The following is a 25,149-nucleotide window of genomic DNA, read 5'->3' on the forward strand; positions in this document are numbered from 1 at the left end:
ATGAAATGTTGAAGAAAATACTTGGTGTAGCAGCCTTGGCGGCGATCCTCGGCGCGACTGGTGCGCTGGCCGAAACGATCAAGATCGGCGTTACACCGGGCGAGCATGCCCAAATTCTCGAAAAGGTCGCGGAGGTCGCCAAGCCCAAGGGTCTCGATATCCAGATTCTCGAGTTCTCGGATTACGTCGTTCCAAATCAGGCATTGAACGACGGCGAGCTCGATGCCAATTCCTTTCAGCACAAGCCTTACCTCGACAATCAGATTGCCGACCGGAAATTTGATCTCGTCGACGTCGCTTATACGGTGAATTTTCCGATGGGCGTCTATTCGAAAAAAGTGAAGAGTTTTGACGAGTTAGCGGATGGGGCTACGATTGCGATTCCGAATGATCCGACCAATGGTGGCCGTGCCCTGCTCATTCTCGCCGACAAGGTTGCGATCAAGCTGAAGGACGGTGCCGGCCTGAAGGTCACGCCTGCCGACATCACCGAAAACAAAAAGAACTTCAAGTTCGTTGAACTTGATGCCGCCCAGCTACCGCGTTCGATTGACGACGTCGATGCCGCAGCGATCAATACAAACTATGCTTTGGAAGCAGGACTTGATCCCATGAACGGCACAATTCTGAAGGAAGGTGAAAAGGCTCCATACATCAATCTCATCGCTGTCCGCACCGCCGACAAGGACAAGCCCTGGGTGAAGACGCTGATCGAATCCTATCATTCGGATCCGGTCAAGCAGTTCATTGTCGACAAATACAAGGGCGCGGCGGTCCCAAGCTGGTAACCCGATCTTGGAAAGAATCTCACCCTATGCAGGTGGGATTCTCTTCCCGTCGGTCCCAAAGAGATGCAGCTTGTCCTTGGGGATGATGACCCGCAGGTGATCATCGGTCTGTGACGCAGAGCGGCCCGGAACCCGCACCACGACACGCTCGCCGCCGGCAATGCCGTAGACATAGCTTTCTGCACCAACCGGCTCGACACCCAGTACTTTGAGATCGAGAACCAGTCCGCCGACATGCGTATCTGATCCAGCGGAGACCTCGAGGTCTTCCGGCCGGAAACCGATGAAGGCTCCATCCGCTGGAAGGACAAGGCCCTCTGCCCCGATGCGTGTGCCGTCCTTCAGAACCAGTCCCGAATGGTCGGCTGTGACCGGCACAAGGTTCATAGGCGGGGCGCCAATGAAGCTTGCGACAAAGGTGCTGGCTGGCTTCTCGTAGATATCGAGCGGTGCACCGATCTGTTCTACGGAACCGGCGTTCATGACGACAAGGATATCAGCGAGCGTCATAGCCTCAAGCTGGTCATGGGTTACATAGACGCTGGTCACGCCCAGCTGCCGCTGCAGGTTTTTGATTTCAACGCGCATTTGTCCGCGAAGCTTGGCATCGAGATTGGAAAGCGGCTCATCGAAAAGAAACACCTTCGGGCTGCGGACAATGGCACGGCCCATGGCGACGCGCTGACGCTGACCGCCCGAAAGTTCTTTCGGACGGCGTTCCAGAAGCTGAGTCAATTCAAGGATTTGAGCAGCGTCTTTTACACGTTTGTCGATCTGATCCTTCGGCATGCCCCGGTTGCGCAGGCCATAGGCCATGTTGTCGTAGACCTTCATATGCGGGTAGAGCGCATAGTTCTGGAATACCATTGCGATGTCCCGCTCGGCAGGTCCGAGCTCATTGACCACCTTGTTGTCGATTTTAACTGTGCCGTCGGTGATAGACTCCAGACCCGCGATCATACGCAGCAAAGTGGACTTTCCGCAGCCGGATGGACCGACCAGCACGCACAGCGCACCATCGTCGACGGCAATGTTGATGCCTTTGACCGCTTCGACGGAACTACCATAGACCTTGCGAACATTGGTCAATTCTACATTTGCCATATCGGTATCATTTCTCCGTTTCGACCAAACCGCGCACGAACCAGCGTTGCATGAGAACGACAACGAGGATTGGGGGCAGTATGGCGAGAATGCAGGTCACCATCACCAGGTGCCATTCGGTATCAGCATCGGCGAAGGAAATCATCTTGCGCAAACCAATGACGATGGTCGACATGTCGTTGCGGTTCGTCATCAGAAGCGGCCAGAGATACTGCGTCCAGCCATAGATGAAGAGGATCACGAACAGGGCGGCGATATTGGTCTTGGATAGTGGCAGCAGGATATCCTTGAAGAATCGCCACGGTCCTGCGCCATCGACGCGGGCAGCTTCGACAAGTTCGCCGGGGATGGTCATGAAGAACTGCCGAAACAGTAGCGTGGCCGTTGCTGACGCCATGAGCGGCAGGATCAACCCCGTATAGGTATCGATCAGACCAAGGTCGACCATGATCTTGTAGGTTGGCAGGATGCGAACCTCGACCGGCAGCATCAGGGTTATGAAAATGAGCCAAAAGAACACCATGCGCCCGGGAAAGCGGAAGAAGACGATCGCATAGGCAGAAAGGATCGAGATACAGATCTTCCCGACGGCAATGCCGAGCGCCATGACCAGCGTGTTGAACAGGAGCCGGTCTACGCCCACACCGCCGATACGGCCAACGCCGCCGAAGAGCGCTGCGGAATAGTTCTCCCAGAAGTGTCCACCTGGCAGCAATGATAGGGGCGGGCGCAATATTTCCTGGAGCGTTTGCGTCGAGGCGACGAAGGTGTAGTAGATCGGGAAGGCCACGATCAATATACCGATGATCAATATCACATGGGCGATCAGACGGCCGACAGGATTGTTCTGGATCATGATCTATCCTCAGCCGTAATGTACTTTGCGCTCGACATAGCGGAACTGAATAGCCGTCAAGCCGATAACAATGATCATCAGGATCACCGACTGAGCGGCGGAGTCGCCCAGGATGAGGTTGACGAAACCGTCATTGTAAACCTTGTAGACGAGCGTCTCCGTAGCTTTGCCGGGGCCGCCTCCTGTGACCGCGTGGATGATGCCGAACGTGTCGAAAAAGGCATAGACCGTGTTGACGACGAGCAGAAAGAAGGTCGTCGGAGCTAGTAGCGGAAAAACGATGGTCCAGAAGCGCTTCGTTTCGCCCGCGCCATCGATGGCAGCCGCTTCGATCAGCGATTTGGGGATCGACTGCAGACCGGCGACGAAGAACAGGAAGTTGTAGCTGATCTGCTTCCACGCTGCGGCTGAAACGATCAGCACCATTGCCTGATCGCCGTTGAGCAGCGGGTCCCAATTATAGCCGGTCGAGCGGAAGAGATAGGCGAGCGTTCCCATCGATGGATTGAACAGGAATAGCCAGAGCATGCCGGCGATGGCCGGTGCGACTGCATAAGGCCAGATCAAAAGCGTTCGGTAGATGCTTTTGCCGCGGATAATCTTATCGGCCATGACGGCGAGCAGAAGGGCAAGAGCCATCGCGATGAGTGCAGTGGCTACCGAGAATATAACCGTGACCTGAAGAGAGTTCAGATAGTTCGGATCTCCGAGCACACGCCGGAAATTATCGAGACCGACAAATTGCGTCGACAGCCCGAACGGATCTTCGCGCAGGACGGACTGATAGATCGCCTGTGATGCGGGCCAGTAGAAGAATATTGCGGTGATGGCGAGTTGTGGTGCCAGCAGCAGATAAGGCAAAAACTTGTTCGGAAAAGTGACGCGCGTTGACGATGCCATGAATGCCTCGTTTTGAAATAGCCCGTCCGTCAATTACGGACGGGCTGTCATGAAATGAAGCTTACTGGCCGATTGCCTGCTTTATCGCAGCGTTACCACGCTTGACGGCATTATCCAGGGCCTGCTGGGCAGTCTGTTTACCCGAAAGCATGTTTTCGAACTCTTCATTTTCGATGTCGCGAACCTGCGGCAGGTTGACGAGGCGGACACCCTTCGAGTTTTCAGTCGGCGTCTTGCCCATCATCTGCTGGATCGGCGTTTCGCGACCGGGATTCTTGTCGTAGAAGCCGGATTTCTTGGTTTCCTCATAGGCGGCCAAGGTTACCGGCAAATAGCCTGACACCTGATGCAGGCGCGCTTGAATTTCGGTCTTGGACAGGAAATTGAAGAAAGCTGCGACGCCCTTGTACTGTTCGTCGCTCTTGCCCGCAAAAACCCAGAGGCTGGCACCGCCGGGGATCGTGTTCTGCGGAGCACCTTTTGCCTCCGGGTCATAGGGCAACGGACCTGTGCCGTAGTTCATACCCGATTTGATCACGTCACCGAGGCCGCCCGATGAATCATTGTAGATGCCGCATTCGCCGGAAAGGAACAGCGGTTTGGCTTCAGACGTACGACCTCCGTAACGGAAAGTACCATCCTTTGCGAGATCGGCGAGTTCCTGGAAATGTTTGACGTAGATTGGTGCGTTGATCTTCAGCTCGACATCGACGCCGCCAATACCGTTTTCATTCGAACCCCAAGGCAGATTGTTCCAGGCGGCGAAGTTTTCGGTGTGGATCCAGGTCAGCCAAGCCGAGGTATATCCGCATTTTGCTGCACCGCTTGTCTTGATCTTCCTCGCAGCGTCCCAGACTTCCGTCCATGTCTTGGGTGGCTTGTTTTCGTCGAGTCCGGCCTTCTTGAAGATGTCCTTGTTGTAGTAAAGGATCGGCGAGGAGCTGTTATACGGGAAAGACAGCATCGTGCCGTCGGGCTTGGAATAATAGGCGACAATTCCAGGCAGATAGAGGCTCTTGTCAAACTTGGCGCCGCCCATCGACAGAATGTCGGCGACCGGCTTGATCGCGCCCTCGGCGGCCATCATCACGCCGGTGCCCGCATCAAATACCTGAATGATGTCCGGGGCCTGTTTGGCGCGGAAGGCGGCAATGCCGGCATTCAGCGTTTCGGGATACGTGCCCTTGAACACCGGAACCACCTTGTAGTCGCTTTGGCTTTCGTTGAATTCCTTGGAAAGCGTGTTGACTACCTCGTTATTGGCACCAGTCATCGCATGCCACCAGCTGATCTCGGTGACGACGGCGAAAGACGAGGTGGATGAGGCGAGGACAATGCCGAGAGCAAGGCTTAGTGAAGTGCCGCGAAAAGTCATGTGAATCTCCCATATATGAGGCGTCGTCTAAAGCGCGCTTGAGGGCAGTATCGCCATTATGTGACAGGGAAACAACAGTTTTGTGACTGGAAGCTCATACCTTGGTTCAAGGCTGTGGAAAAAATGCTCAGCTGTTCACTTTGAGAGCCCGTTAAACAAGCACAACACCGGCCTTGCGCATCTTTACGGTCATGGCAGCGAGCGAACCGCCAAGATCGATACCGCGACATGCGTCGAGCAGGACCTCGGCCGTAAAGCCGTGCGCGATCGCGTCGAGCGCGGAATATGCGACGCAATAGTCGGTCGCGAGACCTGCGAAAGTCACATTGGTAATGCCGCGCTCGCGCAAATAGCCGGCAAGTCCGGTAGGGGTCTTGCGGTCGTTTTCGTAGAAAGTCGAATAGCTGTCGATATGCGGATGAAACCCTTTGCGGATCACCAACTCGGCTTTTGTCCAAACCAGATCCGGATGAAACTCGGCACCTGAAGACCCCTGAATACAATGATCCGGCCAGAGCGTCTGCTCGCCATAGGGCATCATGATTGTTTCGAACGGTGCCTTGCCGGGATGCGACGACGCAAAGCTCGAATGCCCTTGTGTATGCCAATCCTGCGTGAGGACGACGCGATCAAAACGTTGGATAAGCTTGTTGATGATCGGGACGATCTCATGCCCGCCATCGACCGCCAATGCCCCGCCCGGACAGAAGTCATTCTGCACATCAACGACGATCAGCGCGTCCTTGGCCATCTCGGTTCTCCAGTGAGGTGATTGGGTAAGTATGACCAGTCAGACTGTTCCGTCAACGTGCGTAGTGCGAGTCGCCGCCAATCCAGACGTGATTGACATCGAGCTTCTCGTCGAGATGGACGATATTGGCGATATAGCCCGGCGCAAGGCGCCCATAGTGGTGATCGATTCGAATGCTCTCGGCCGGGTAGAGGGATGCCATGCGCAGCGCTTCATCGAGAGACAGACCGAGCTCGCGATGCACAAAACGCACTGCGGAGATCATATCGAGATCGGCACCGGCCAGTGTCCCGTCGTCCAGCGTCAAACGTCCACCGGCACGTGTGATCCTGCGTCCGTTCAACGTGAATGAGCTAATGTCTGTGCCGATGGTCGACATTGCGTCGGTGACGAGGAATATCTTCGCCGGACCCTGCTTGGCACGCAGTGCGATCGCCATCGAAGCTCTGTCGACATGAAAACCGTCGGCGATCAGTCCCGCTGACAGTTCACCCGACTCAAGCACCGCGCCGACCACGCCGGGACTGCGGTGACCGAGTTGGCTCATCGCATTGAACAGGTGTGTCACCATAGTCGCACCCGCATCCTTGGCTGCCAGCGCCACTTCATAGGATGCGCCGCTATGGCCGAGGCTGACGATAACGCCGGCATCGACCATCGCCCGGATTTTTTCAGCCGATACCGTTTCCGGTGCGACTGTGGTGAGCAGAACCGGCAATTCCTGCACTGCCTCTATGATGGCAAGGAGGTCAGCGTCGTCCATCGGACGGATCAGCTTTGGGTCGTGCGTGCCCTTGTGTGTCAAGGACAAATGCGGACCTTCGAGATGCAAGCCAATAAATCCGGCCACTTTCTCTTGTGCCGCGGCCTTGCCTGCAGCGATAGCTGCTGCTGTTATTTCCGGCGTATCAGTGATCAAGGTTGGCAGCAACCCAGTTGTGCCAAAGGCGAAATGCGCATCGCAAATGGTGCGGATTGCCTCGATGCTTGGGCCGTCGTTGAGGAGCACGCCACCACCCCCATTGACCTGTACATCAATGAAGCCCGGTACAAGCTTACCGCTCTTCAACTCAACCCGGCGGATGTCATCGGGCAAATTCGACAACGGCGTGATACTCTTGATCACATCGCCATCGACAACCAGACCCGAATCGGTGTGCCAGGTTTCGCCGTCGAAGATCTCGGCGCCGGTAAGGGCATAGATAGTGCTCATAGGGTTTCAGTCACTTTTCGTAAGTGCGGCGGTTCATCCGGATTCAATCCACGACTGCGGGCAAAGCTTTCCACGAAAGCATAGAACGAAACGAGCAGTGCCAGTGGATCGGTCAGCGGGTGTGATGTCGCGACGAAGGGCAGGGCTGTCGCTTTCGATGGTTTGGACGATGTGAGAAACACCGCGGCGCCTTGGTCGGCCAAGCGATTGGCAGCATCCACGAGCGAATCTTCGGCTGCGTCGCGTGCGGCGAGCACGAGAATCGGGAAGCCTTCACCAACAATGGCCTTCGGCCCGTGCATGACTTCCGCAGCACTGAAGGCTTCCGCATGGACCGCACTCGTTTCCTTGAACTTCAACGCCATCTCGTTGGCGATTGCCAGAGATGGTCCGCGTCCAAGAACGAACAGCGAGTTCTCATTGGTCACAGCGCCTGCGAAGGCTGACCAGTCACAGGCGACGGCCTTGGCGAGTGCGGCTGGAAGCTCGTCGATAGCGGCAAGCAACTTTTTGTCTTCGGTCCAATGTCCGATCAGCGCGAGACCGGCAACCGCCGAGCTGACGAAAGACTTAGTGGCGGCGACGCTGCGCTCTGGCCCTGCAAGGATATCGATAGCAAAGTCGCTGGCACGCGCGAGGTCAGACTCGATGACGTTGGTGATGGCGATGGTCAGTGCCCCGCTTTCACGGGCTGCGTTTGTCATGCTGACGATGTCGGGACTCTTGCCAGACTGCGAGATGGATAGGGTCGCAGCAGAGCCAAGTTTGAGCTTCACGCCATAGATCGAGGCGACAGAAGGCCCGAGCGAAGCAACAGGAATACCGGCCGTGAGTTCGCTCGAATATTTCAGGAAGGCACTGACATGATCGGACGAGCCCCGAGCGATCGATGCAAGGAAGGGCGGGTTTTTTTCCCGCAACTTCGCACCGGCGGCAGCCAGCGTGTCGCGGGACGCATCAAGGAACTTTGCTGTCACATCGGGAATGGAGAGTATTTCTTCCCGCATGAGGGTTGTTTTGGTATTCACAGCACTGCTCCTGAAATTTCTGAAGACTCGCCGAGTTTGAGTTCGGCGACAAATTCATAGGCGTCGGCACGGTAGATCGATCGGGTAAACTCGATCACCTTCCCGGATTCAAGGTAGGATATCCGCTCGATATTCAGGCTGGCGGAACCCGCCGGAACCTGGAGCAGCTTAGCATCATTCTCTTTCAAAATGGCCGCCGAAATGCGCTGGATCGCCCTGACTGGACGATTGCCGCTCTCCGCCAGTACCGCATAGAGCGAAAGAGTGACAAGTTCCGGATTTGGCAGCACATGAATGGACAGAGCGGCACGTTCGATTGCCATGGGCGTGTCATTGGCCACGCGCAATCGGCTGATCCGCGCCACCTTTTCGCCGGACGAGAGGCCGAGCGTCACCATTTCTTCGGGGGAAGGAGCATAGACGCCTCGGTCCAGCCAAGTCGAGCGGACAATCATCCCGCGCCGTGCCATATCTTCAGTAAAGGATGTGAGGTGCGACAAGGATTGCTCGACGCGTGCGGAGCGCGGTGCAACAAATGTTCCTGAGCCATGCCGCTGGACAAGCAGACCATCATTGACAAGACCCTGGACGGCTTTGCGTACAGTTACACGCGAGATTTCTGCCATTGCGGCAAGTTCGCGCTCCGGAGGCAATGCGTCTCCAGGTAGAAGTTTTCCTTCGCGAACGGCATTCTCGATCAGCCGCTGCAATTTCACGTAGAGCGGACCACCGACAGCAGAGTTTTCGTTGAGCGAAGGCAGAATATCGATCAGGCCATCACCCATGAGCAGTCTCCGCCGGTGTCGCGGCAAAATTGCGCGCTGCAAGCTGGACTGCGCCTGTCAGAGCGTCATTCAACGGTGCTTGCAGCATTGCCCGATAGTGAGGTGAGAGAAGGGGACCATACAGAGCACCAAGACCGCCCAGCAAGGAAAGACGCATGGGGGCTGGAGACATGGTGGCGTCGAGCCCTCTCTCGATTTGGCCAATGGTCTTGTCCAAAAGAGCAACGGCGACTGCGTCATTTTTCGCAGCATACTCGAAGACGGTTGGCGCAAACGTGCCGAAATCACTCGGCGTCGCGGAATGGGCGAATTGAACGATCCGATGTGGATTGCCTCCGAACCGTTCCAAAACTGCCGCTGTCATTGGCGAGCTGGGATGAAACTTGTCATAGGCGAGCAATGTTTCTTCGAGCAGGTCCCGGCCAAGCCGCGCACCTCCGCCGAGATCGCTTACCTTGAAGCCCCAGCCGCCAGCAAAACGAATGTCTTTGCCGAGCCGGGTAACATAGGCGGAACCGGTGCCGAGGATCACCACGGTGCCATCATGATCGCCGAGTGCACCCTGGAGTGCAATCACGCCATCCGAATAAACAAGCGATTTTTGAAACGGCAGCATAGCTTCCAGCTTTGCGCCATTGCCGCCGACATTGGCGCCGGCGAGGCCGAGGACCGCGAAGACCGTTTTGGTCTGGCCAGCGTCGATTCCAGCCTTTTTGAATGCTGCTTCAGTTGCATCGAGAATGTTCAGACGTGCTGTATTCATGTCGGTCATAATATTGGCCGAACCACTCTTGCCAGTGCCGAGAACATTGCCGCTCAGATCAGCCAATGCTGCCCTGCAACCTGTGCCGCCGCCATCAAGTCCAAGGAGATAAGTCACGTTCAATCGTCCTCCAGCATTCAGAATACCAATAAAATACCAATAGCCAAGCGTTAATTTGTGTCTCGTCGGCTTTTTCTAAATGTCGTTGAAATTATTGGACAAAAATCTATTGCCCTAAATCGTTGCGTAAATTTTTTAAGGAATTGCTGGACAAGTGGTATTTTTTTGGCATTAATTATCGGAACGAGGAGTGAGCAGTGGCACTAACCCGCACCGAGCAGCGCAACGAGAACGCATTGGGACTGGACGAGAAGTCGCCAGAAGATGTTTTGCGGTTGCTGCACGAAGCACAGCTTGAAGCTGCCGCTTCGGTAGCGCGCGCCAGGGATTCCATTGCAAAGGCCTCCCTGCTTGCTGCCGACACGCTCGCGTCGGGTGGCCGTCTTGCTTACGCCGCCGCTGGCAGTTCGGGGCTGATGGCCATGGCGGATGCGCTGGAATTACCCGGTACTTATGGCATTGCTCCCGACCGTGTCGTCATCCTGCTTGCTGGCGGTGTCGCCAGTCTCAACCGGTTGGCTGGCACTTACGAAGATGACGTGAGCCAAGCCGCGAGCGACATTGCGGCTGCAGAGTTGATGGCCGGTGACTGCTTGATTGCAATTTCCGCCAGCGGCACAACGCCCTATGCACTTGCCGCAATCGACGAGGCGAAGAAGCGCGGTCTCAAGGTCATCTCGATTGCCAACAATCCCGACGTTCCGATGTTTGAAAAGGCGGACGTAGCGATTGCGCTGGAAACACCGGCGGAAATGGTGGCGGGTTCAACACGAATGGGGGCGGGCACCGCGCAGAAAATCGCACTCAATCTGTTGTCCACCTTGATGGCCATCCGGCTTGGTCACGTGCATGACGGGTACATGGTCAACCTCGTCGCGGACAATATCAAACTCCGCGAGCGCGCTGCGCGCATCGTAGCGGCGATCAGCGCTTGCGATATCGGCGACGCAGCAAAATTGCTGGAAGCCAGTGGCGGCTCGGTCAAGTCAGCGATCCTGCTCGCTGCTGGAGCAACGAGCGCTGAAAATGCATCAAACCTTCTCGAAAGCAATCAACAGAGGCTTCGCCCGGCGCTTTCGGAACTCAAAGAGAGTCATGGTTCCCGCTAGGAACCCGGACTCTCATTAACGGCACTGCTCAAAAGGGTGCAACAGGAGACTAAAATGGGAAGCACGACTTTAAAAACATTGCTTATGGCGACAAGCATTCTGGCTACGGCCGGTTTTGCCCATGCCGCCGATACCACGCTGACGATCGAAAGCTGGCGTACCGACGATCTGGCCGTCTGGCAGGAAAAGCTCATTCCAGCTTTCGAAGCCAAGAACCCCGGCATCAAGGTGAAGTTCGCTCCGACGCCTCCGACGGAATATGATGCTGCGCTGGGTGCGCGCTTCGATGCGGGCAGTGCCGGCGACATCATTACTTGCCGTCCCTTCGATAAGTCTCTGGAACAGTTCAAGCGCGGCAATCTGACGAGCCTGAACGATCTTCCGGGGATGAAGAACTTCTCGGACGTGGCAAAGTCTGCCTGGACGACCGATGATGGCAAGGACACGTTCTGCGTGCCAATGGCTTCGGTTATCCACGGCTTCATCTACAACAAGGATGCCTTCGACAAGCTCGGTATTGCTATTCCCACCACGGAAGCCGAGTTTTTCGCCGCACTCGACAAGATCAAGGCCGATGGTACCTATATTCCGATGGCCATGGGTACAAAGGATCTCTGGGAAGCCGCGACTATGGGTTACCAGAATATCGGACCGACCTACTGGAAGGGCGAAGAAGGCCGCGCCAAGCTGATCAAGGGCGAACAGAAGCTGACCGATCCGGAGTGGGTCGAGCCTTACAAGGTTCTTCTCAAGTGGAAAGACTATCTCGGCGATGGTTTCGAAGCCCAGACCTATCCGGATAGCCAGAATCTCTTCACACTTGGACGTGCTGCGATCTATCCAGCCGGTTCGTGGGAAATCGGTCTGTTCAATACCCAGGCCCAGTTCAAGATGGGAGCATTCCCGCCACCGGTGAAGAATGCCGGTGATGCCTGCTACATTTCCGACCATAACGACATCGGTGTCGGTCTCAATGCCAAGAGCGCGCATGCAGAAGAAGCCAAGAAGTTCCTGGATTGGGTTGCTTCGCCGGAATTTGCAGAGATCTATGCCAACGCGCTGCCCGGCTTCTTCAGCCTGAACTCAACACCGGTGAAGATGCAGGATCCGCTCGCGCAGGAATTCGTTTCATGGCGCGAAAAGTGCAAGCCGACCATCCGCTCGACCTACCAGATTCTGTCGCGCGGCACGCCAAACCTCGAGAACGAAACCTGGGTTGAATCGGCTAACGTCATCAACGGCACCGACACGCCGGACGCTGCTGCCAAGAAGCTGCAGGACGGTCTCGACAGCTGGTACAAGCCTGCCAAGTAATTGATCGATAGCCGGGGCGTCTGACGATCGTCCCGGCTATCTCTTCATCTGGGCTTGATGCGCGTCGTTGCGCTGTCATTGCCAAAAAACGGCTGTCGTGTGCCGCGTAATGCACGACCAAAAAATCAAAGCAGGGGTCTCGGATTTAATGACCACAGTCGCAGAAATATCGATCGATCGAGCTGAGGACAGACACCGTCGGCGCTGGCACATTCTGGTGTTTTTGGCGCCCGCTTTGCTCGTCTATACGGCTGTGATGATCCTGCCGCTCATCGAAACGCTGCGGCTTTCCCTGTTCAACGTTAAAGACAATCAAAGCATCTTTGTCGGCTTCGGCAATTTCCAGGTGCTCTTCGGCGATCCGCGTTGGGCCGCCAGTTTCTGGAATGCGCTCCGCAACAACTTCGTTTTCTTCCTGATCCACATGCTGGTGCAGAACCCCATCGGGGTGGCGCTTGCCGCGCTGCTGTCCGTGCCGAAGCTGCGCTTTGGTGCCTTCTATCGCACGGCGATGTTCCTGCCGACGCTTCTGTCCTTCGTGATCGTCGGCTTTATCTGGAAGCTTATTCTGTCGCCGATATGGGGCGTTTCACCTTTCCTGCTCGATCTGGTCGGGTTGAAATCTCTCTTTTCGCCATGGCTCGGTAAACCGGGCAGCGCGCTGATAGCCGTGTCGCTGATCTCGGTCTGGCAGTATGTCGGCATTCCGATGATGCTGATCTATGCAGCCATGCTCAACATTCCCGAAGAAGTTCTTGAGGCGGCCGAATGCGATGGCGTGACCGGATGGAGCCAGTTCTGGAAGATCAAGCTGCCGCTGATCCTGCCATCCATCGGCATCATCTCCATTCTGACTTTCGTCGGCAATTTCAATGCTTTCGATCTGGTTTATACCGTGCAAGGTGCGCTCGCCGGACCGGACGGCGCGACGGATATTCTCGGTACCTTGCTCTACCGAACCTTCTTCGGTTTCCAGCTGCAGATTGGCGACAAATCCATGGGCGCGACAATCGCGACGGTGATGTTCCTCATCATCCTGTCGGGCGTCTGCCTCTACCTTTTCGCCATCCAGCGGCGCATGCGCCGCTACCAGTTCTAGGATCGAGATCATGGCAAAGCCAACAGCATCGCCCGTCCGCACCGGTCTCGTCCATCTGGCGCTCATCATCTATACGCTTATCGCGTTGTTTCCGGTGTTCCTTACCGTCATCAATTCCTTCAAGGACAGGAGTTCGATCTTCCGCGATCCATTGGGTCTGCCAACGCCTTCGACGTTCAGCCTCATCGGCTATCAGACGGTTCTAGGACAGGGGGATTTCGTTCTGTATTTCCAGAACAGCTTCATCGTCACCGGTGTTTCGATCTTCTTCGTCTTGCTGTTTGGAGCAATGGCGGCCTTTGCGCTGTCGGAATACCGCTTCCGCGGCAATACGCTGATTGGGCTTTACCTCGCGCTCGGCATCATGATTCCGATCCGTTTGGGAACCGTTGCTATCTTGCAAGGCATGGTTGCTGCGGGATTGGTCAACACGCTCACCGCGCTCATCCTTGTTTACACCGCTCAGGGTCTGCCGCTGGCGGTCTTCATTCTCACCGAATTCATGCAAACCGTTTCGGACGATCTGAAGAACGCCGGGCGCATCGATGGCCTCTCGGAATATTCGATCTTCTTCCGCCTGGTGCTGCCGCTGGTGAGGCCAGCGATGGCGACCGTCGCCGTCTTCACGATGATCCCGATCTGGAACGATCTGTGGTTCCCGCTCATCCTTGCGCCCAGCGACGCCACCAAGACCGTAACGCTCGGTAGCCAGGTGTTTATTGGTCAGTTCGTCACCAACTGGAATGCAGTGCTCGCGGCGCTGACGCTGGCGATCGTCCCGGTCCTCGTTCTCTATCTTATCTTCTCGCGCCAGTTGATCCGCGGCATCACTTCGGGAGCAGTCAAATGACGGCTCAAAAGCCAGTGCGGGTTCTCGTGGCAGGGCTTGGCAATATGGGCCGCAGCCATGCGCTTGCCTATCACCACAACCCCGGTTTCGAGATCGTCGGGCTGGTCAATCGCTCCATCGTGCCCCTGCCGGAAGAGCTTGGTGCCTACACGATCCATTCCTCCTTCAACGAGGCACTCGCCGAGTTGAAGCCTGACCTCGTTTCCATCAATACGTATTCCGACAGCCATGCAGACTATGCGGTTGCTGCCATGGAAGCGGGTGCGGATGTCTTCGTCGAAAAGCCGCTGGCTACGACGGTTGCAGATGCGGAGCGGGTCGTCGCCGCCGCCAGGAAGCACGGCCGCAAGCTCGTGATAGGCTACATCCTGCGCCACCATCCGTCGTGGATGCGGCTTATCGAAGAGGCCCGCAAGCTTGGCGGTCCTTACGTTTTCCGCATGAACCTCAATCAGCAGTCGAGTGGGGCTACCTGGGAAACGCATAAATCGCTGATGAAGACTACGTCGCCGATCGTCGATTGTGGCGTTCACTATCTCGATGTCATGCTGCAGATCACCGACGCCAAGCCGGTTCAGGTGCGCGGCATGGGCGTGCGTCTCACCGATGAGATCGACCCGGACATGTATAACTACGGACACCTGCAAGTGCTGTTCGATGACAAGACGGTCGGCTGGTACGAGGCCGGGTGGGGTCCGATGATGTCGGAGACGGCGTTCTTCGTTAAGGATGTGATTTCGCCGAATGGTTGCGTTTCCATCGTCATGGACCAGAACGCCAAGTCCGATGACATCGATTCCCACACAAAAACTTCGACAATTCGTCTGCACTCGGCAAAGCTTGGACCGGATGGCCGCTTCGCAAAGCCCGACGAGCTCTTGAGCATGGCTGGTGAACCAGGACATCAGGAGCTCTGCAATCTGGAGCAGGCGTTTGTCCTCAAGGCTATTCACGAAGATCTCGACCTCGACCGACATATGCAGGACGCAGTCCGTTCGCTCAGTGTCTGCCTGGCAGCAGATGAAAGCGTGCGGACCGGCGAGCCGGTAGACCTATAAATTTGAATCAAGAAACGGGAACAAGACATTGGGTTCTTTGAAAATTGAAAATATCCGCAAGTCCTTCGGGCAGGTCGATGTCCTGAAAGGCATCGACCTTGAGGTCAAGGATGGCGAGTTCGTGATTTTTGTCGGGCCGTCCGGTTGCGGCAAATCCACATTGCTGAGGGTTATTGCGGGGCTCGAGGATGCGACATCGGGTGACATCCTGATTGATGGCAAGAAGGTCAACAACACGCCGCCTGCCAAGCGCGGCATTGCCATGGTTTTCCAGACCTATGCGCTTTACCCGCACCTCTCCGTTCGCGACAATATGGGCCTCGGCTTGAAGCAGGCAGGTAAGCCAGCAGACGAAATCAAGGAGCGCATCGGGATCGCCTCGAATATGTTGTCGCTCGATGCTTATCTCGAACGCCGCCCGGCAGAACTGTCCGGTGGCCAACGCCAGCGCGTCGCCATTGGCCGTGCCATCGTTCGCGAGCCGCAACTGTTCCTTTTCGACGAGCCGCTGTCGAACCTCGATGCCGCGCTACGCGTCAATACGCGTATCGAGATCGCGCGTCTGCACCGGCAACTCAAGGCAACCATGATCTACGTGACGCATGATCAGGTTGAGGCGATGACACTTGCCGACAAGATCGTAGTGCTGAACCAGGGCAGGATCGAACAGGTTGGCTCACCGATGGAGCTCTACAATTCACCGCAGACAGTCTTCGTCGCCGGTTTTATCGGGTCGCCGCAAATGAACCTGATCGATGCAACCAAGCTCGGCCAGAGTGGAGCGAAAACCATCGGTATCCGTCCAGAGCACATTCAGGTCAGCAAGACATCCGGCGAATGGAAAGGTTCGGTGATCCATGTCGAACATCTCGGGGCTGATACGATCATCTACCTCCAGACAGATTTCGGCCCGCTGACCGTTCGCCTCTTCGGCGAGCACAATTACGATGTCGACGGCGTGCTCTATGCCACTCCGGATGCCGGCCGGACCTACCGGTTTGATGACCAGGGACAGGTCATCAAGGGATAAGCCGCGCCATTCCTTACTACGGCAGGCGGCAACCCTTGTCGTCCGGAAGTCTGCGACACCAGAGCCAATTCATGTCATGACATCACCATGCGTATGGGGCATAGTCCGGCGCGCGGGGAGTCGCCTCCCGCGTCAATAATGTAAGAGCCCGTTTGGAAAGTCGTTGCGGTGAGGGATATAACGTGATTTTCGAGAACCGGAGCGCAGCGTACTTAAAGTACGTGAGCACCGGAAGCGCAGAAAATCGCGTTAGATGGCCGCCGCAGTAGAGTTTAGAAGCGGGCTCTAAGGACAAGAGCAGGACGAATACCATGAGCTGGACACCGGATTCCAAGCGCTACGACACCATGAAATACAACCGTTGCGGCAGGAGCGGGCTCAAGCTGCCGGCCATTTCTCTTGGGTTGTGGCACAATTTCGGCAACGATACGCCGCACAACGTCAAGCAGGCGATCTGCCGTCAGGCCTTTGACCTCGGCATCACGCATTTTGATCTTGCCAATAATTATGGTCCGCCCCCGGGTTCTGCGGAAGAAGCATTCGGCGAGATTTTGCGCAATGATTTCAAAGGTTATCGCGATGAGCTGATCATCTCCTCCAAGGCGGGCTATAACATGTGGCCCGGGCCTTATGGCGAATGGGGCAGCCGCAAATACGTAATCGCGAGTTGCGATCAGAGCTTGAAGCGGCTGGGCCTCGACTATGTCGACATTTTCTATTCGCATCGTTTTGATCCCGATACGCCGCTCGAAGAAACGATGATGGCGCTGGACCAGATTGTGCGGTCCGGTCGGGCTCAATATATCGGCCTTTCATCCTACAACTCCCACCGCACCCGCGAGGCTGCAGCGATTCTCGAAGAGCTTGGCACGCCATGTCTTATCCATCAGCCAAGTTATTCGATGATCAATCGCTGGATTGAGGAAGACGGATTGATCGATGCGCTGGAAGATCTCGGCATCGGCTCCATCGTGTTCTCGCCATTGGCGCAAGGAATGCTGACTGACAAATATCTCAAGGGTGTACCCGAAGAGAGCCGTGCGGCGCAGGGCAAATCGCTTAATCCGGATTTCCTCAACGAGCGCAACATCGAAAACATTCGTGCACTCAATGAGATCGCTTCAAAACGCGGCCAGACACTCGCGCAAATGGCAATCGCGTGGGTGCTCAGGAAAGGCCGCATCACCACCGCACTGATTGGCGCCAGCAAGCCACGGCAGGTGATCGATTGCGTCAAGTCGCTCGATAATCTTGCATTCACAGACGCCGAGCTTGCCGAGATCGACAGCTATGCAACCGATGCGAACGTCAACCTTTGGGCAGCCTCGGCCGAACGCAAGGGCCCTGCACGCAAGTAACGCAACACGCAATGCAAGATAAGGATTGGACCGTTCAATGAAGATTGCGATGATCGGGACCGGTTATGTCGGTCTGGTGTCAGGTGTCTGCTTTGCCGAATTCGGCTTTCAGGTCACTTGTGTCGATAAAAACCCGGCTATTATCGACCGGTTGCAGGCTGGCGAGGTTACGATCTACGAACCCGGCCTCGATGAACTGCTGGTACGCAATGCGCGCGACGGCCGTCTGACATTCACGACTGAACTCGCCGAGACCGTCGCCGATGCCGATGTGATCTTCGTTGCGGTCGGTACACCCTCACGGCGCGGCGATGGTGAAGCCGACCTGCAATATATCCACGCGGCTGCCGATGAAATCGCCGCGGCGATGAAGCCCAATGCTGTCATCGTCATCAAGTCCACCGTGGTCGTGGGCACCAACGCCGATGTGCGGGCGCGCATCGCCAAGGCACGGCCCGACGTGCCGTTCTCCATGGTCTCCAATCCGGAGTTCTTGCGTGAAGGTTCGGCCGTCGAAGACTTCCTGCGGCCAGACCGTGTCGTGGTCGGCGTTCATGATGAGGCCGGCGCGGCGGCCATGAAGCGCGTCTATCGTCCGCTCTATCTGCGCGAAACGCCGATGATCGTCACGACCCTGGAAAATGCCGAGATTATCAAATATGCCGCCAACGCCTTCCTGGCCATGAAGGTCACCTTCATCAACGAGGTGGCTGACCTTTGCGAAAAGGCTGGAGGGAACGTACAGGACGTGGCGCGGGCCATCGGCATGGACAACCGCATAGGTTCGAAGTTCCTGCATGCGGGGCCGGGATTTGGCGGGTCGTGTTTTCCGAAGGATACACGTGCCTATGCTGCTACCGGCCGCAAGATGGATGCACCCCAAACCCTTATCGAACAGGTCGTCACGGTCAACGAACAGCGCAAGCGTTCCATGGCCGAGCGGGTAATCGAAGCAGCAAGGCGGACCGGTGCGAAATCCGTTGCCGTGCTCGGCATCGCCTTCAAGCCCAACACGGACGATATTCGCGAATCGCCGGCGCTCGACATTGTTCCAGCCCTGCAGAAAGCGGGCCTAAGTGTGCGAGCGCACGATCCAGAGGCGCGAGAGGCAGCAGAACCGGTCCTGCACGATGTCACCTGGTGCAAGTCCGCCTACGAGGCTGTCGACGGGGCGGGCATTACACTATTACTGACTGAATGGAATGCCTACCGTGCACTCGACCTCAAGCGGGTCTCTACGCTTATGAGCGGCAAACTCCTGTTCGATCTGCGCAATGTCTTCAACGCGCAAGATCTTGAAGGCTCTGGCCTGGAATACCACTCTGTCGGACGACCTCTTGTGGGGAAAAGCGCCAATACCTGACGGATATTCAGATGGAAAGCTCCGTGCGCCAGCTGAACAGATTTCGCTATGTGGATGCCGGCAACCAGACTGGTGCTGCCGCCCCGCTGTTTCTCATGCACGGGAGCGGTGGCAACGAGAACGACCTGATTCCGCTTGTCGAAAGCGTAGGTCCGAATAGAGATTATCTTTCCATAAGGGGAGCTGTCGAATGGGAGGCGGGCTTCGCCTTCTTCAAAAGGAATGACGACAGGAGCCTCGATTACGTTGATCTGAGCTATCAAACGTCCCGTTTGTGCGAATTCTTGGCTTCCGCCTTGGAAACGGGCGTCTTAAAATCCAAGCCTATTCTCCTAGGTTTCTCCAATGGTGCGATCACTGCAGCATCGATCCTCTTTCGAGCACCGTTTCTTGTAGCTGGCGCGGTTCTGATCCGGCCACTTTCGCCAGCCCCCGACGATGATTTCCCTGAACTCGCTGGTCTGCCAGTATTCATTAGCGCGGGCGAAAAAGACACACGGCGCTCTCCGGACGATGTGAAGTTGATGACAGTCCAATTAGAAAAATGCGGCGCTGATGTCACAACCTACGTGCTTCCCACTGGTCATGATTTGCATGACGACGAAGGAAAATTGATAGGAGATTGGCTTCAGTCGAAGTTTCCCTTTGCTGGCTGATTAGCTAGCTGTGAGCTTTCAATAGGTTGTCCATCCGGTCCAAACCGGGGAGACTGAGGTTGTCGAAGCTTCAGTGACTCTTGGAGGACCGGATGAACATCCACAAGAATGCCCGTCTTACGCGGTATGGTCGAGAGCGAATTGTGAGCCAGGTCGAGGGCGGGCAGACGCCGCAGGCCGTTGCCGAAGCCGCAGGCGTGTGCCCGCGGACGGTGCGCAAATGGGTCGATCGGTATCGCCGCGAGGGCTTGAGCGGACTGGAGGATCGTTCGTCGCGACCACATCGCTTGCGCCGGCCGACCCCTGAAGCCATTGTCGGGACGATTGAGCGGTTACGCCGCCAGCGTTGGACAGGCAAGCAGATCGCTGCCGAGGTCGGCGTCTCGCCGGCAACTGTCAGCCGTGTTCTGCGCCGGTTGGGCCTCAACAAACTGAGCGCCCTGGATCCCGAACCCGTGCGCCGCTATGAACGGGAACATCCGGGCGAACTCATTCATCTCGACATTAAGAAGCTTGGCCGTATTGGCTCGGTGGGACACCGCATCACCGGACGGCAAACGGGCGTTGTCAACCGCCATCTGGGCATCGGCTGGGAGTTCGTCCACGTCTGCATTGATGACGCTTCGCGGGTCGCTTTTGTGCAGGTCATGCCAGATGAGCGCAAAGAGAGCGCCGTTGCCTTCCTGGAGGCTGCCGTCGCCTACTATGCGAAGCTGGGTATCTGTATCGAGCGCGTGATGACCGACAACGGGTCATGCTACCGGTCAAAGGCTTTCCGCACAGCCTGCAAACGTCTGGGCTTGCGTCAAGTCTTCACAAGACCATACACGCCTAAGACCAATGGTAAGGCCGAACGCTTCATTCAGACGAGCCTACGCGAATGGGCTTACGCTCGTGCTTACAACAACTCTCAAGAACGCACGGAGGAGCTGCCGCACTGGCTTCATCGCTACAATTGGCACAGGCCGCACGGCAGTTTAGGATCAAAACCACCTATCAGCCGTCTCGGCCTGGATCGGGACAACCTGTTGAGGTTCCACAGCTAGCTGTCCTGCAGTTCCAATGGAAATGGCGTTCGCTCCCAGATTTTTTCGATCTTGTAGGTTTTGACAGTGATTGCCTCCCATTCGTGGAGAATTCGGGCAATTGCAGCTCGATCTCCAGCCACGAGCGCTGGATAGAACTCCGGCGAAAGGCGATCCACATGCTCAGCTACCGACTTATTTTTCTGCAAAAAGCTCAGTGCAATATCGAATTCCCCTTTCATGGCTGGTATCAATACCTCGAAAAGTTCAATTGTTGTTGAACTCACCTCTGGCACCGTCATGGCAGAGAGATAGGCAAAATAATCATCCAGGCTTGCAATGGCATAGAGTGCCGGCAGAGCGCCCTCGATTATGTCCAGCATTTGCGCGACTATGTCTGGCTTGTTCATCGTCCAGCCGTACTTCCTGATGTACTCGCCATAGTTGGCTTGCCTGAACCGCATGCCCCAGCCGGGCGACCTGATTTCCGCTTTGGGGGCGAGCAAGCGTACTGAAACTTGGGGAATGAAAACGCTTGGGTCCAAGGAGCTATCAATATGAACACCGCGCAATAAGTGCTGCACGGGCTTGATGAAGACGAATCGTCCCGTGGAGATCAGATCGTTCCGCCGCTCAATGAGCGGGCGCACTGCATCACGTACGCCTTTGATGGTGGTCATGATTATCTCCTGATGGAACCGGCACTTGGCTTGATCTGGATGACAAAGAACTCGTTTGTTTTGGGGTAGGTCTTTGCGGTTGAATGAGCAAAATTCCCCATGCGTGTAAGATCAAGCTCTTTTATCCCTGTCTTAAAATCGTAGATGCAAGTCAGATCGCTCCTGACTGTCTCATGCACATCGAGCCCTAGTGATCCTTTTTCCCGTGTTCCGACTTTTTCCCGGTAGTACCCGGATGGAGCAGCAGCCAGCGGAGCCATAAGAAATAGTTCTGCTTTCAGAGTGCCGTCGTTTAAGCCGTTCACCATATTTGCAGCACGCAGGTGAAACTGGGTTCCGTAGTTTTGCGGTGTTCCATATGACCCAATGGGTCCCATCGTCGATGCAACGCTGTCCGCTATAGTTTGTATCGTCCAGTACCTGGGGCAAAACTTGCTGACGGTATCCATATCCGCCTTGCGAACGCTCGCCCAGATTTTTGCGTCGGAATCCCCTTTGCTAAATTGTCTTGCGCGCAGCGAAAGGATTGGCACGACATAAGGATCATCAGCAGCTGCAATTGCGTTGTATTGCGCAACCGCGTCCGCTAGCGGGTATTCGAGTTCAGGTGCTTTCAGAAACGAAAGTAGAGCCGTGGCAGAACGGATAACGGGATTGTTTCTGACAATGGCCCGCAGTGGAGTTTCACGGTCGATGTGCTGTCCGAGTTGCTCGGTCCGTTTAATCCATGAGCTGCTTTGCGGGCTCGAACTACTATGCGCCAATGTGGCGCCCGCGGTGATCGGATCAATCCCGCCTTGGCCATTCGTCCATTGCCCGCCATCAGAATTTCCAGCAGGCACGCGAGGTTGATCTGGATCGAATTTGAGGAAGAGGTCAAGTTCGTCCAAAAACTCGAGCTGCTTGTAGAGAAAATCCTGCTTCTGTTGCAGGAGTAGATGGTCCTGCTTGGCTTGCGCCGCTGAGCACCCGCGTTTCGGTGTTCTCAGGAAAGAATCGTTGGCTCTTATCTGCCATAGCAGCTTGTGGTAGCCTGGGCTTTCCTTCGGTGATTTATGCATGAATAAGGTCCTTTTAAAAGGACTATATTCCTATCAGCGCATGAAGCTGTCAATTCGACATTAGTCGCAAGTCAATCGATTATTGCGCGGCCTTGTACAGCGTAATGGTCGTCTTGCGGCCCTTGCTGTAGTTGATGCCGCTGACAGTCGCCACTGCAGCAACCGACTTCTCGCCCTGCGGCAGAGCCTTGATGAAGGTGTCGTGTTCACGTTCGTCGACTGCTGAAATCGCACAGGCCGGATCGTCGGTGAGATGCTTGGCCGCGCCTGCACCGTCGGTGAGGACCGTTTTCGTCCCGGCAAGAAACACCAGGCTCGGCTCGGCATAGCTGGCAGAAGCCAGTACGCTGTTGTCGCACGGCTTGGCAGCATTGAACGCATTGGCAATGGCCGGGCTGAGCCAGATCGGTGTCAGTGCCGGAACGACGCCACATGTAAGCAACGTGAGCGTAATAATCGCAAAGGTTGCAGAGGCTTGCAGCGCGCGCTTGAGGTTGTGATTGAACACAAGACCGCTGGCAAAGACACCGGCGGCAGCTGCGGTAAAGAAGGCAATGATCCCCGGAAACGAAAATGATCCGGTCATGACGTAGGGCAGGACAAGCCCAGCGCCCATGAAGCCGAGTGTCGCAGCGGCAAGGCCAAGAAGCGTCAGCCGCTCGACCCAGATTTGCCAGCGGCCGCGATAGGGTTGGGCGGCTACACCAGTGTCGATCGCCCAAGCCATCATCAACAGCAGGGCCGGGTAAGCGGGCAGGATATAGTGGGGCAACTTCGTTGGGATAAGCTCGGTTACCAGCCAGAATGGAATGTACCAGGCAATCAGGAAAGCAAGGCGCGGATCCTCGCGCAATCGGCTCAACGCCTGCAGACCGCCGCGAATAGCGAGCACGCCGAATGGCCAGATGAACACGACGAAGATCAGGGCGAAATAGCCTGGCGGCGCGCCGTGGCTTTCCTGCGCGTCGCCAACCTTCGACAGGAAATCCTTGTTGACGGATTCGTTGAAGAAGGCACCGCCGCTTTTCAGCGTGATCAGGATGAGCCATGGCAGCACGATTGCCAGCAGGATGAGGACACCGCTTAATGGCTTCAGGCGTTTCAGCCATCGCCACTCGCGGCAGAAAAGGCTGAGAGAGCCCATCGTCAAAAGACTGACAAAGGGAGTGATAGGACCTTTGATCAGCACACCGGCTGCGGTTGCCACCCAGAAGATCACTGCTGGTGCCCATTTGGCTGCAGCCTGCTTGCGGCTTGCCATCCAGATCGAGGCAAGCGCACCCTGTGCGATGACGACCGTCGCCAGCACCGTCGCGTCGGTCTTTGCCACGCGGGCCTCGAAGCCCAGCATGACGATCGCTGCAAGGGCGATACCGGCCATAAGGCCGGCGCTTTGACCAAAAAGGAATGCTCCCAGAGCAGCCGTGCCGAGCACCGCAATCGTAGCGCCGGTCACAGAGACCAGTCGATAGATCCATACCGGGGCATCGTTATTGTAACCTGTGAGCTTGAGCGCAGCGCTCTGCAGCCAGTAAATGCCAACTGGCTTCTTGTAGCGCGATGCGTCTTGAAAGCGGATGTCGACATAGTCGCCGCTTTCAGCCATCTGGTGCGTCGCCTGCACGTATCGTGCTTCATCGCGGTCGAGCGGCGGAATCGAGGCGATGCCGGGTACGAAGGAGACGAGGCAGATGAAAACCAGCAGCAGATAATGGCTGGCGCGAAGTTTTGTGCCACCGCCAGGAGCGAGGTCCGAAGAGGTCATCAACATCCCTTGCTCACGTGTCCAGCGTCATCGCCTTCTTCTCATTGGCGATAAGCCAGAGATTGCGAATATAGACAATAAGTCCGAGGCCTTGACCGGCGATGAACACCGGATCCTTGCGTACGACCGCGTAGACAAAAAGCAGCATGCCGCCAAACAGCGAGAAGAACCAGAACGTCACCGGTACGACGCTGCGTTTGGCGCGTTCGGAGGCAATCCACTGCACGACGAAACGCATGGTGAAACAGCCCTGCGCAAAAAAGCCCAGCAGAATCCAGGCGTCGAATTGGGCCACGAAAACCGAGTGCAGCCAATTGGTAATAGCATCAGCCATGACTGATCTCCGTAATCGTTGGAACGGTCTTGCGGCGCTTGCGCAGCCACCAGACGCCATAAAGGTCGAGAATACCGCGCAGGCCGCGGTCGAGAATGCCGTAGTTTGATTTACCGTGACGGCGTTCGCGATCGAGGACATCGACATGCACGACGCCATAGCCTTCACGGATCACCAATGCAGGCAGATAGCGGTGCCAGCCATCGAAGAAAGGCAATTCGCGGAAAAGCTGGGTGTGCAGTGCCTTAAGACCGCAGCCGCTGTCGCGCGTATTGTCCTTCAGGATCGCGCTGCGCAGCTTGTTGGCATATTTCGATGCGAGCTGCTTCAGTTTCGTGTCGGTACGCTTCAGGCGCTGCCCTGCTGCGATCCCGATTGCCGGACCGGCCTGCAGCAGTGCATCGGCCAGTCGTGGCAGGTAGGCAGGGTTGTTCTGTCCGTCGCCATCCATGGTGACCACGACCTTACCCCTTGCCGCAAATACGCCCGAGCGAACGGCCGCACTTTGCCCCGCAGACTTGTCGTGACGAATATGGCGCAGAGGCTTCCCGGCCTTGATCCGCTCGCCCAATGCTTCACCCGTCAAGTCTGTGGAGCCATCGTCGACGACGATCACTTCGTAGCTGCGGCCTTCCATGGCTGCATCCACTTCATCGAGGAGAAAGGCTAGATTGGCGGCCTCATTGCGGCACGGAATGACGATCGTAATTGCCGGATTGCTCAAGTTGCAAGCTTTCGTAGTGGGACTTCAGGCGCGCTCCATA

Annotated in this window: 25 protein-coding genes; 11 read left to right on the top strand and 14 right to left on the bottom strand. The window is 56.3% G+C overall.

Annotated elements, in window-relative coordinates; genetic code table 11:
• The first annotated feature begins 8 nt into the window (after positions 1 to 8).
• Entirely contained in the window at positions 9 to 788 is a 780-nt protein-coding gene (locus N8E88_RS23650; protein ID WP_262295596.1) for a MetQ/NlpA family ABC transporter substrate-binding protein, read from the top strand.
• Between the two features lie 24 nt (positions 789 to 812).
• On the opposite strand, the gene ugpC is transcribed toward N8E88_RS23650, so the two are convergent.
• The 9 genes from ugpC to N8E88_RS23695 all read right to left on the bottom strand — a co-directional run bounded on the left by ugpC (position 813) and on the right by N8E88_RS23695 (position 9,680).
• Positions 813 to 1,892: a sn-glycerol-3-phosphate ABC transporter ATP-binding protein UgpC gene (ugpC, locus tag N8E88_RS23655; protein ID WP_262292719.1), complete on the bottom strand. Its 1,080-nt coding sequence runs from the start codon at positions 1,890 to 1,892 to the stop codon at positions 813 to 815.
• A 7-nt stretch (positions 1,893 to 1,899) separates the two neighbouring features.
• Positions 1,900 to 2,748, bottom strand: coding sequence for a sn-glycerol-3-phosphate ABC transporter permease UgpE (gene ugpE / locus N8E88_RS23660; RefSeq protein ID WP_262292720.1), 849 nt, complete (start codon positions 2,746 to 2,748; stop codon positions 1,900 to 1,902).
• Positions 2,749 to 2,757: 9 nt separating this feature from the next.
• Entirely contained in the window at positions 2,758 to 3,648 is an 891-nt protein-coding gene (gene ugpA / locus N8E88_RS23665) for a sn-glycerol-3-phosphate ABC transporter permease UgpA (RefSeq protein ID WP_262292721.1), read from the bottom strand.
• Positions 3,649 to 3,709: 61 nt separating this feature from the next.
• Positions 3,710 to 5,023 (bottom strand): sn-glycerol-3-phosphate ABC transporter substrate-binding protein UgpB, encoded by a 1,314-nt coding sequence (gene ugpB, locus N8E88_RS23670; RefSeq protein ID WP_262292722.1) that lies wholly within the window; start codon positions 5,021 to 5,023, stop codon positions 3,710 to 3,712.
• 151 nt (positions 5,024 to 5,174) lie between these two features.
• The gene (gene pncA / locus N8E88_RS23675) at positions 5,175 to 5,774 is read right to left on the bottom strand and encodes a bifunctional nicotinamidase/pyrazinamidase (RefSeq protein ID WP_262292723.1); all 600 of its coding nucleotides are present in this window, start codon (positions 5,772 to 5,774) and stop codon (positions 5,175 to 5,177) included.
• A 52-nt stretch (positions 5,775 to 5,826) separates the two neighbouring features.
• On the bottom strand, positions 5,827 to 6,987 hold the full coding sequence (nagA, locus tag N8E88_RS23680; protein ID WP_262292724.1) for an N-acetylglucosamine-6-phosphate deacetylase: 1,161 nt from the start codon (positions 6,985 to 6,987) through the stop codon (positions 5,827 to 5,829).
• On the bottom strand, positions 6,984 to 7,994 hold the full coding sequence (locus tag N8E88_RS23685; RefSeq protein WP_262295597.1) for an SIS domain-containing protein: 1,011 nt from the start codon (positions 7,992 to 7,994) through the stop codon (positions 6,984 to 6,986). Before N8E88_RS23685 ends, nagA begins: the two co-directional genes overlap by 4 nt.
• 17 nt (positions 7,995 to 8,011) lie before the next feature.
• Positions 8,012 to 8,800 carry a GntR family transcriptional regulator gene (locus N8E88_RS23690; RefSeq protein WP_262292725.1) on the bottom strand — a complete coding sequence of 263 codons (789 nt, stop codon included), beginning with the start codon at positions 8,798 to 8,800 and terminating at the stop codon, positions 8,012 to 8,014.
• Entirely contained in the window at positions 8,793 to 9,680 is an 888-nt protein-coding gene (locus N8E88_RS23695) for a glucosamine kinase nucleotide-binding domain-containing protein (RefSeq protein ID WP_262292726.1), read from the bottom strand. Before N8E88_RS23695 ends, N8E88_RS23690 begins: the two co-directional genes overlap by 8 nt.
• Positions 9,681 to 9,880: 200 nt before the next feature.
• Here N8E88_RS23695 and N8E88_RS23700 point away from each other — a divergent pair, with 200 nt between their 5' ends.
• From N8E88_RS23700 to N8E88_RS23745, 10 genes are all read left to right on the top strand, one after another.
• Positions 9,881 to 10,792 (top strand): N-acetylmuramic acid 6-phosphate etherase, encoded by a 912-nt coding sequence (locus tag N8E88_RS23700; RefSeq protein WP_262292727.1) that lies wholly within the window; start codon positions 9,881 to 9,883, stop codon positions 10,790 to 10,792.
• A 54-nt stretch (positions 10,793 to 10,846) separates the two neighbouring features.
• Positions 10,847 to 12,106 carry an ABC transporter substrate-binding protein gene (locus N8E88_RS23705; protein ID WP_262292728.1) on the top strand — a complete coding sequence of 420 codons (1,260 nt, stop codon included), beginning with the start codon at positions 10,847 to 10,849 and terminating at the stop codon, positions 12,104 to 12,106.
• Positions 12,107 to 12,254: 148 nt separating this feature from the next.
• Complete coding sequence (locus tag N8E88_RS23710) at positions 12,255 to 13,205, top strand: carbohydrate ABC transporter permease (RefSeq protein WP_262292729.1); 951 nt, start codon at positions 12,255 to 12,257, stop codon at positions 13,203 to 13,205.
• A gap of 10 nt (positions 13,206 to 13,215) precedes the next feature.
• A complete protein-coding gene (locus tag N8E88_RS23715; RefSeq protein WP_262292730.1) occupies positions 13,216 to 14,055 on the top strand; it encodes a carbohydrate ABC transporter permease in 840 nt (279 codons plus the stop codon).
• A complete protein-coding gene (locus tag N8E88_RS23720) occupies positions 14,052 to 15,113 on the top strand; it encodes a Gfo/Idh/MocA family protein (RefSeq protein WP_262292731.1) in 1,062 nt (353 codons plus the stop codon). The genes N8E88_RS23715 and N8E88_RS23720 overlap by 4 nt, the downstream gene beginning before the upstream one ends.
• A gap of 28 nt (positions 15,114 to 15,141) precedes the next feature.
• Entirely contained in the window at positions 15,142 to 16,143 is a 1,002-nt protein-coding gene (locus N8E88_RS23725) for an ABC transporter ATP-binding protein (protein WP_262292732.1), read from the top strand.
• Between the two features lie 311 nt (positions 16,144 to 16,454).
• On the top strand, positions 16,455 to 17,501 hold the full coding sequence (mgrA, locus tag N8E88_RS23730) for an L-glyceraldehyde 3-phosphate reductase (RefSeq protein WP_262292733.1): 1,047 nt from the start codon (positions 16,455 to 16,457) through the stop codon (positions 17,499 to 17,501).
• A gap of 37 nt (positions 17,502 to 17,538) precedes the next feature.
• Complete coding sequence (locus tag N8E88_RS23735) at positions 17,539 to 18,864, top strand: UDP-glucose dehydrogenase family protein (protein WP_262292734.1); 1,326 nt, start codon at positions 17,539 to 17,541, stop codon at positions 18,862 to 18,864.
• An 11-nt stretch (positions 18,865 to 18,875) separates the two neighbouring features.
• Entirely contained in the window at positions 18,876 to 19,520 is a 645-nt protein-coding gene (locus tag N8E88_RS23740; protein ID WP_262292735.1) for an alpha/beta hydrolase, read from the top strand.
• A gap of 92 nt (positions 19,521 to 19,612) precedes the next feature.
• Entirely contained in the window at positions 19,613 to 20,566 is a 954-nt protein-coding gene (locus tag N8E88_RS23745) for an IS481 family transposase (RefSeq protein ID WP_262291788.1), read from the top strand.
• Here the strand turns inward: N8E88_RS23745 and N8E88_RS23750 are convergent.
• The 5 genes from N8E88_RS23750 to N8E88_RS23770 form a co-directional block, all read right to left on the bottom strand.
• Complete coding sequence (locus N8E88_RS23750) at positions 20,563 to 21,225, bottom strand: hypothetical protein (protein WP_262292736.1); 663 nt, start codon at positions 21,223 to 21,225, stop codon at positions 20,563 to 20,565. The genes N8E88_RS23745 and N8E88_RS23750 overlap by 4 nt on opposite strands.
• 2 nt (positions 21,226 to 21,227) lie before the next feature.
• On the bottom strand, positions 21,228 to 22,286 hold the full coding sequence (locus tag N8E88_RS23755; protein ID WP_262292737.1) for a hypothetical protein: 1,059 nt from the start codon (positions 22,284 to 22,286) through the stop codon (positions 21,228 to 21,230).
• 79 nt (positions 22,287 to 22,365) lie between these two features.
• Positions 22,366 to 24,051 (bottom strand): ArnT family glycosyltransferase, encoded by a 1,686-nt coding sequence (locus tag N8E88_RS23760; protein ID WP_262292738.1) that lies wholly within the window; start codon positions 24,049 to 24,051, stop codon positions 22,366 to 22,368.
• A gap of 13 nt (positions 24,052 to 24,064) precedes the next feature.
• Positions 24,065 to 24,385: a lipid-A-disaccharide synthase N-terminal domain-containing protein gene (locus N8E88_RS23765; RefSeq protein WP_114432322.1), complete on the bottom strand. Its 321-nt coding sequence runs from the start codon at positions 24,383 to 24,385 to the stop codon at positions 24,065 to 24,067.
• Positions 24,378 to 25,109, bottom strand: coding sequence for a glycosyltransferase family 2 protein (locus N8E88_RS23770; RefSeq protein WP_262292739.1), 732 nt, complete (start codon positions 25,107 to 25,109; stop codon positions 24,378 to 24,380). Before N8E88_RS23770 ends, N8E88_RS23765 begins: the two co-directional genes overlap by 8 nt.
• Between the last annotated feature and the right edge of the window lie 40 nt (positions 25,110 to 25,149).

The organism is Phyllobacterium zundukense (assembly GCF_025452195.1).
In the GTDB taxonomy this organism is placed as follows: Bacteria; Pseudomonadota; Alphaproteobacteria; order Rhizobiales; family Rhizobiaceae; genus Phyllobacterium; species Phyllobacterium zundukense_A.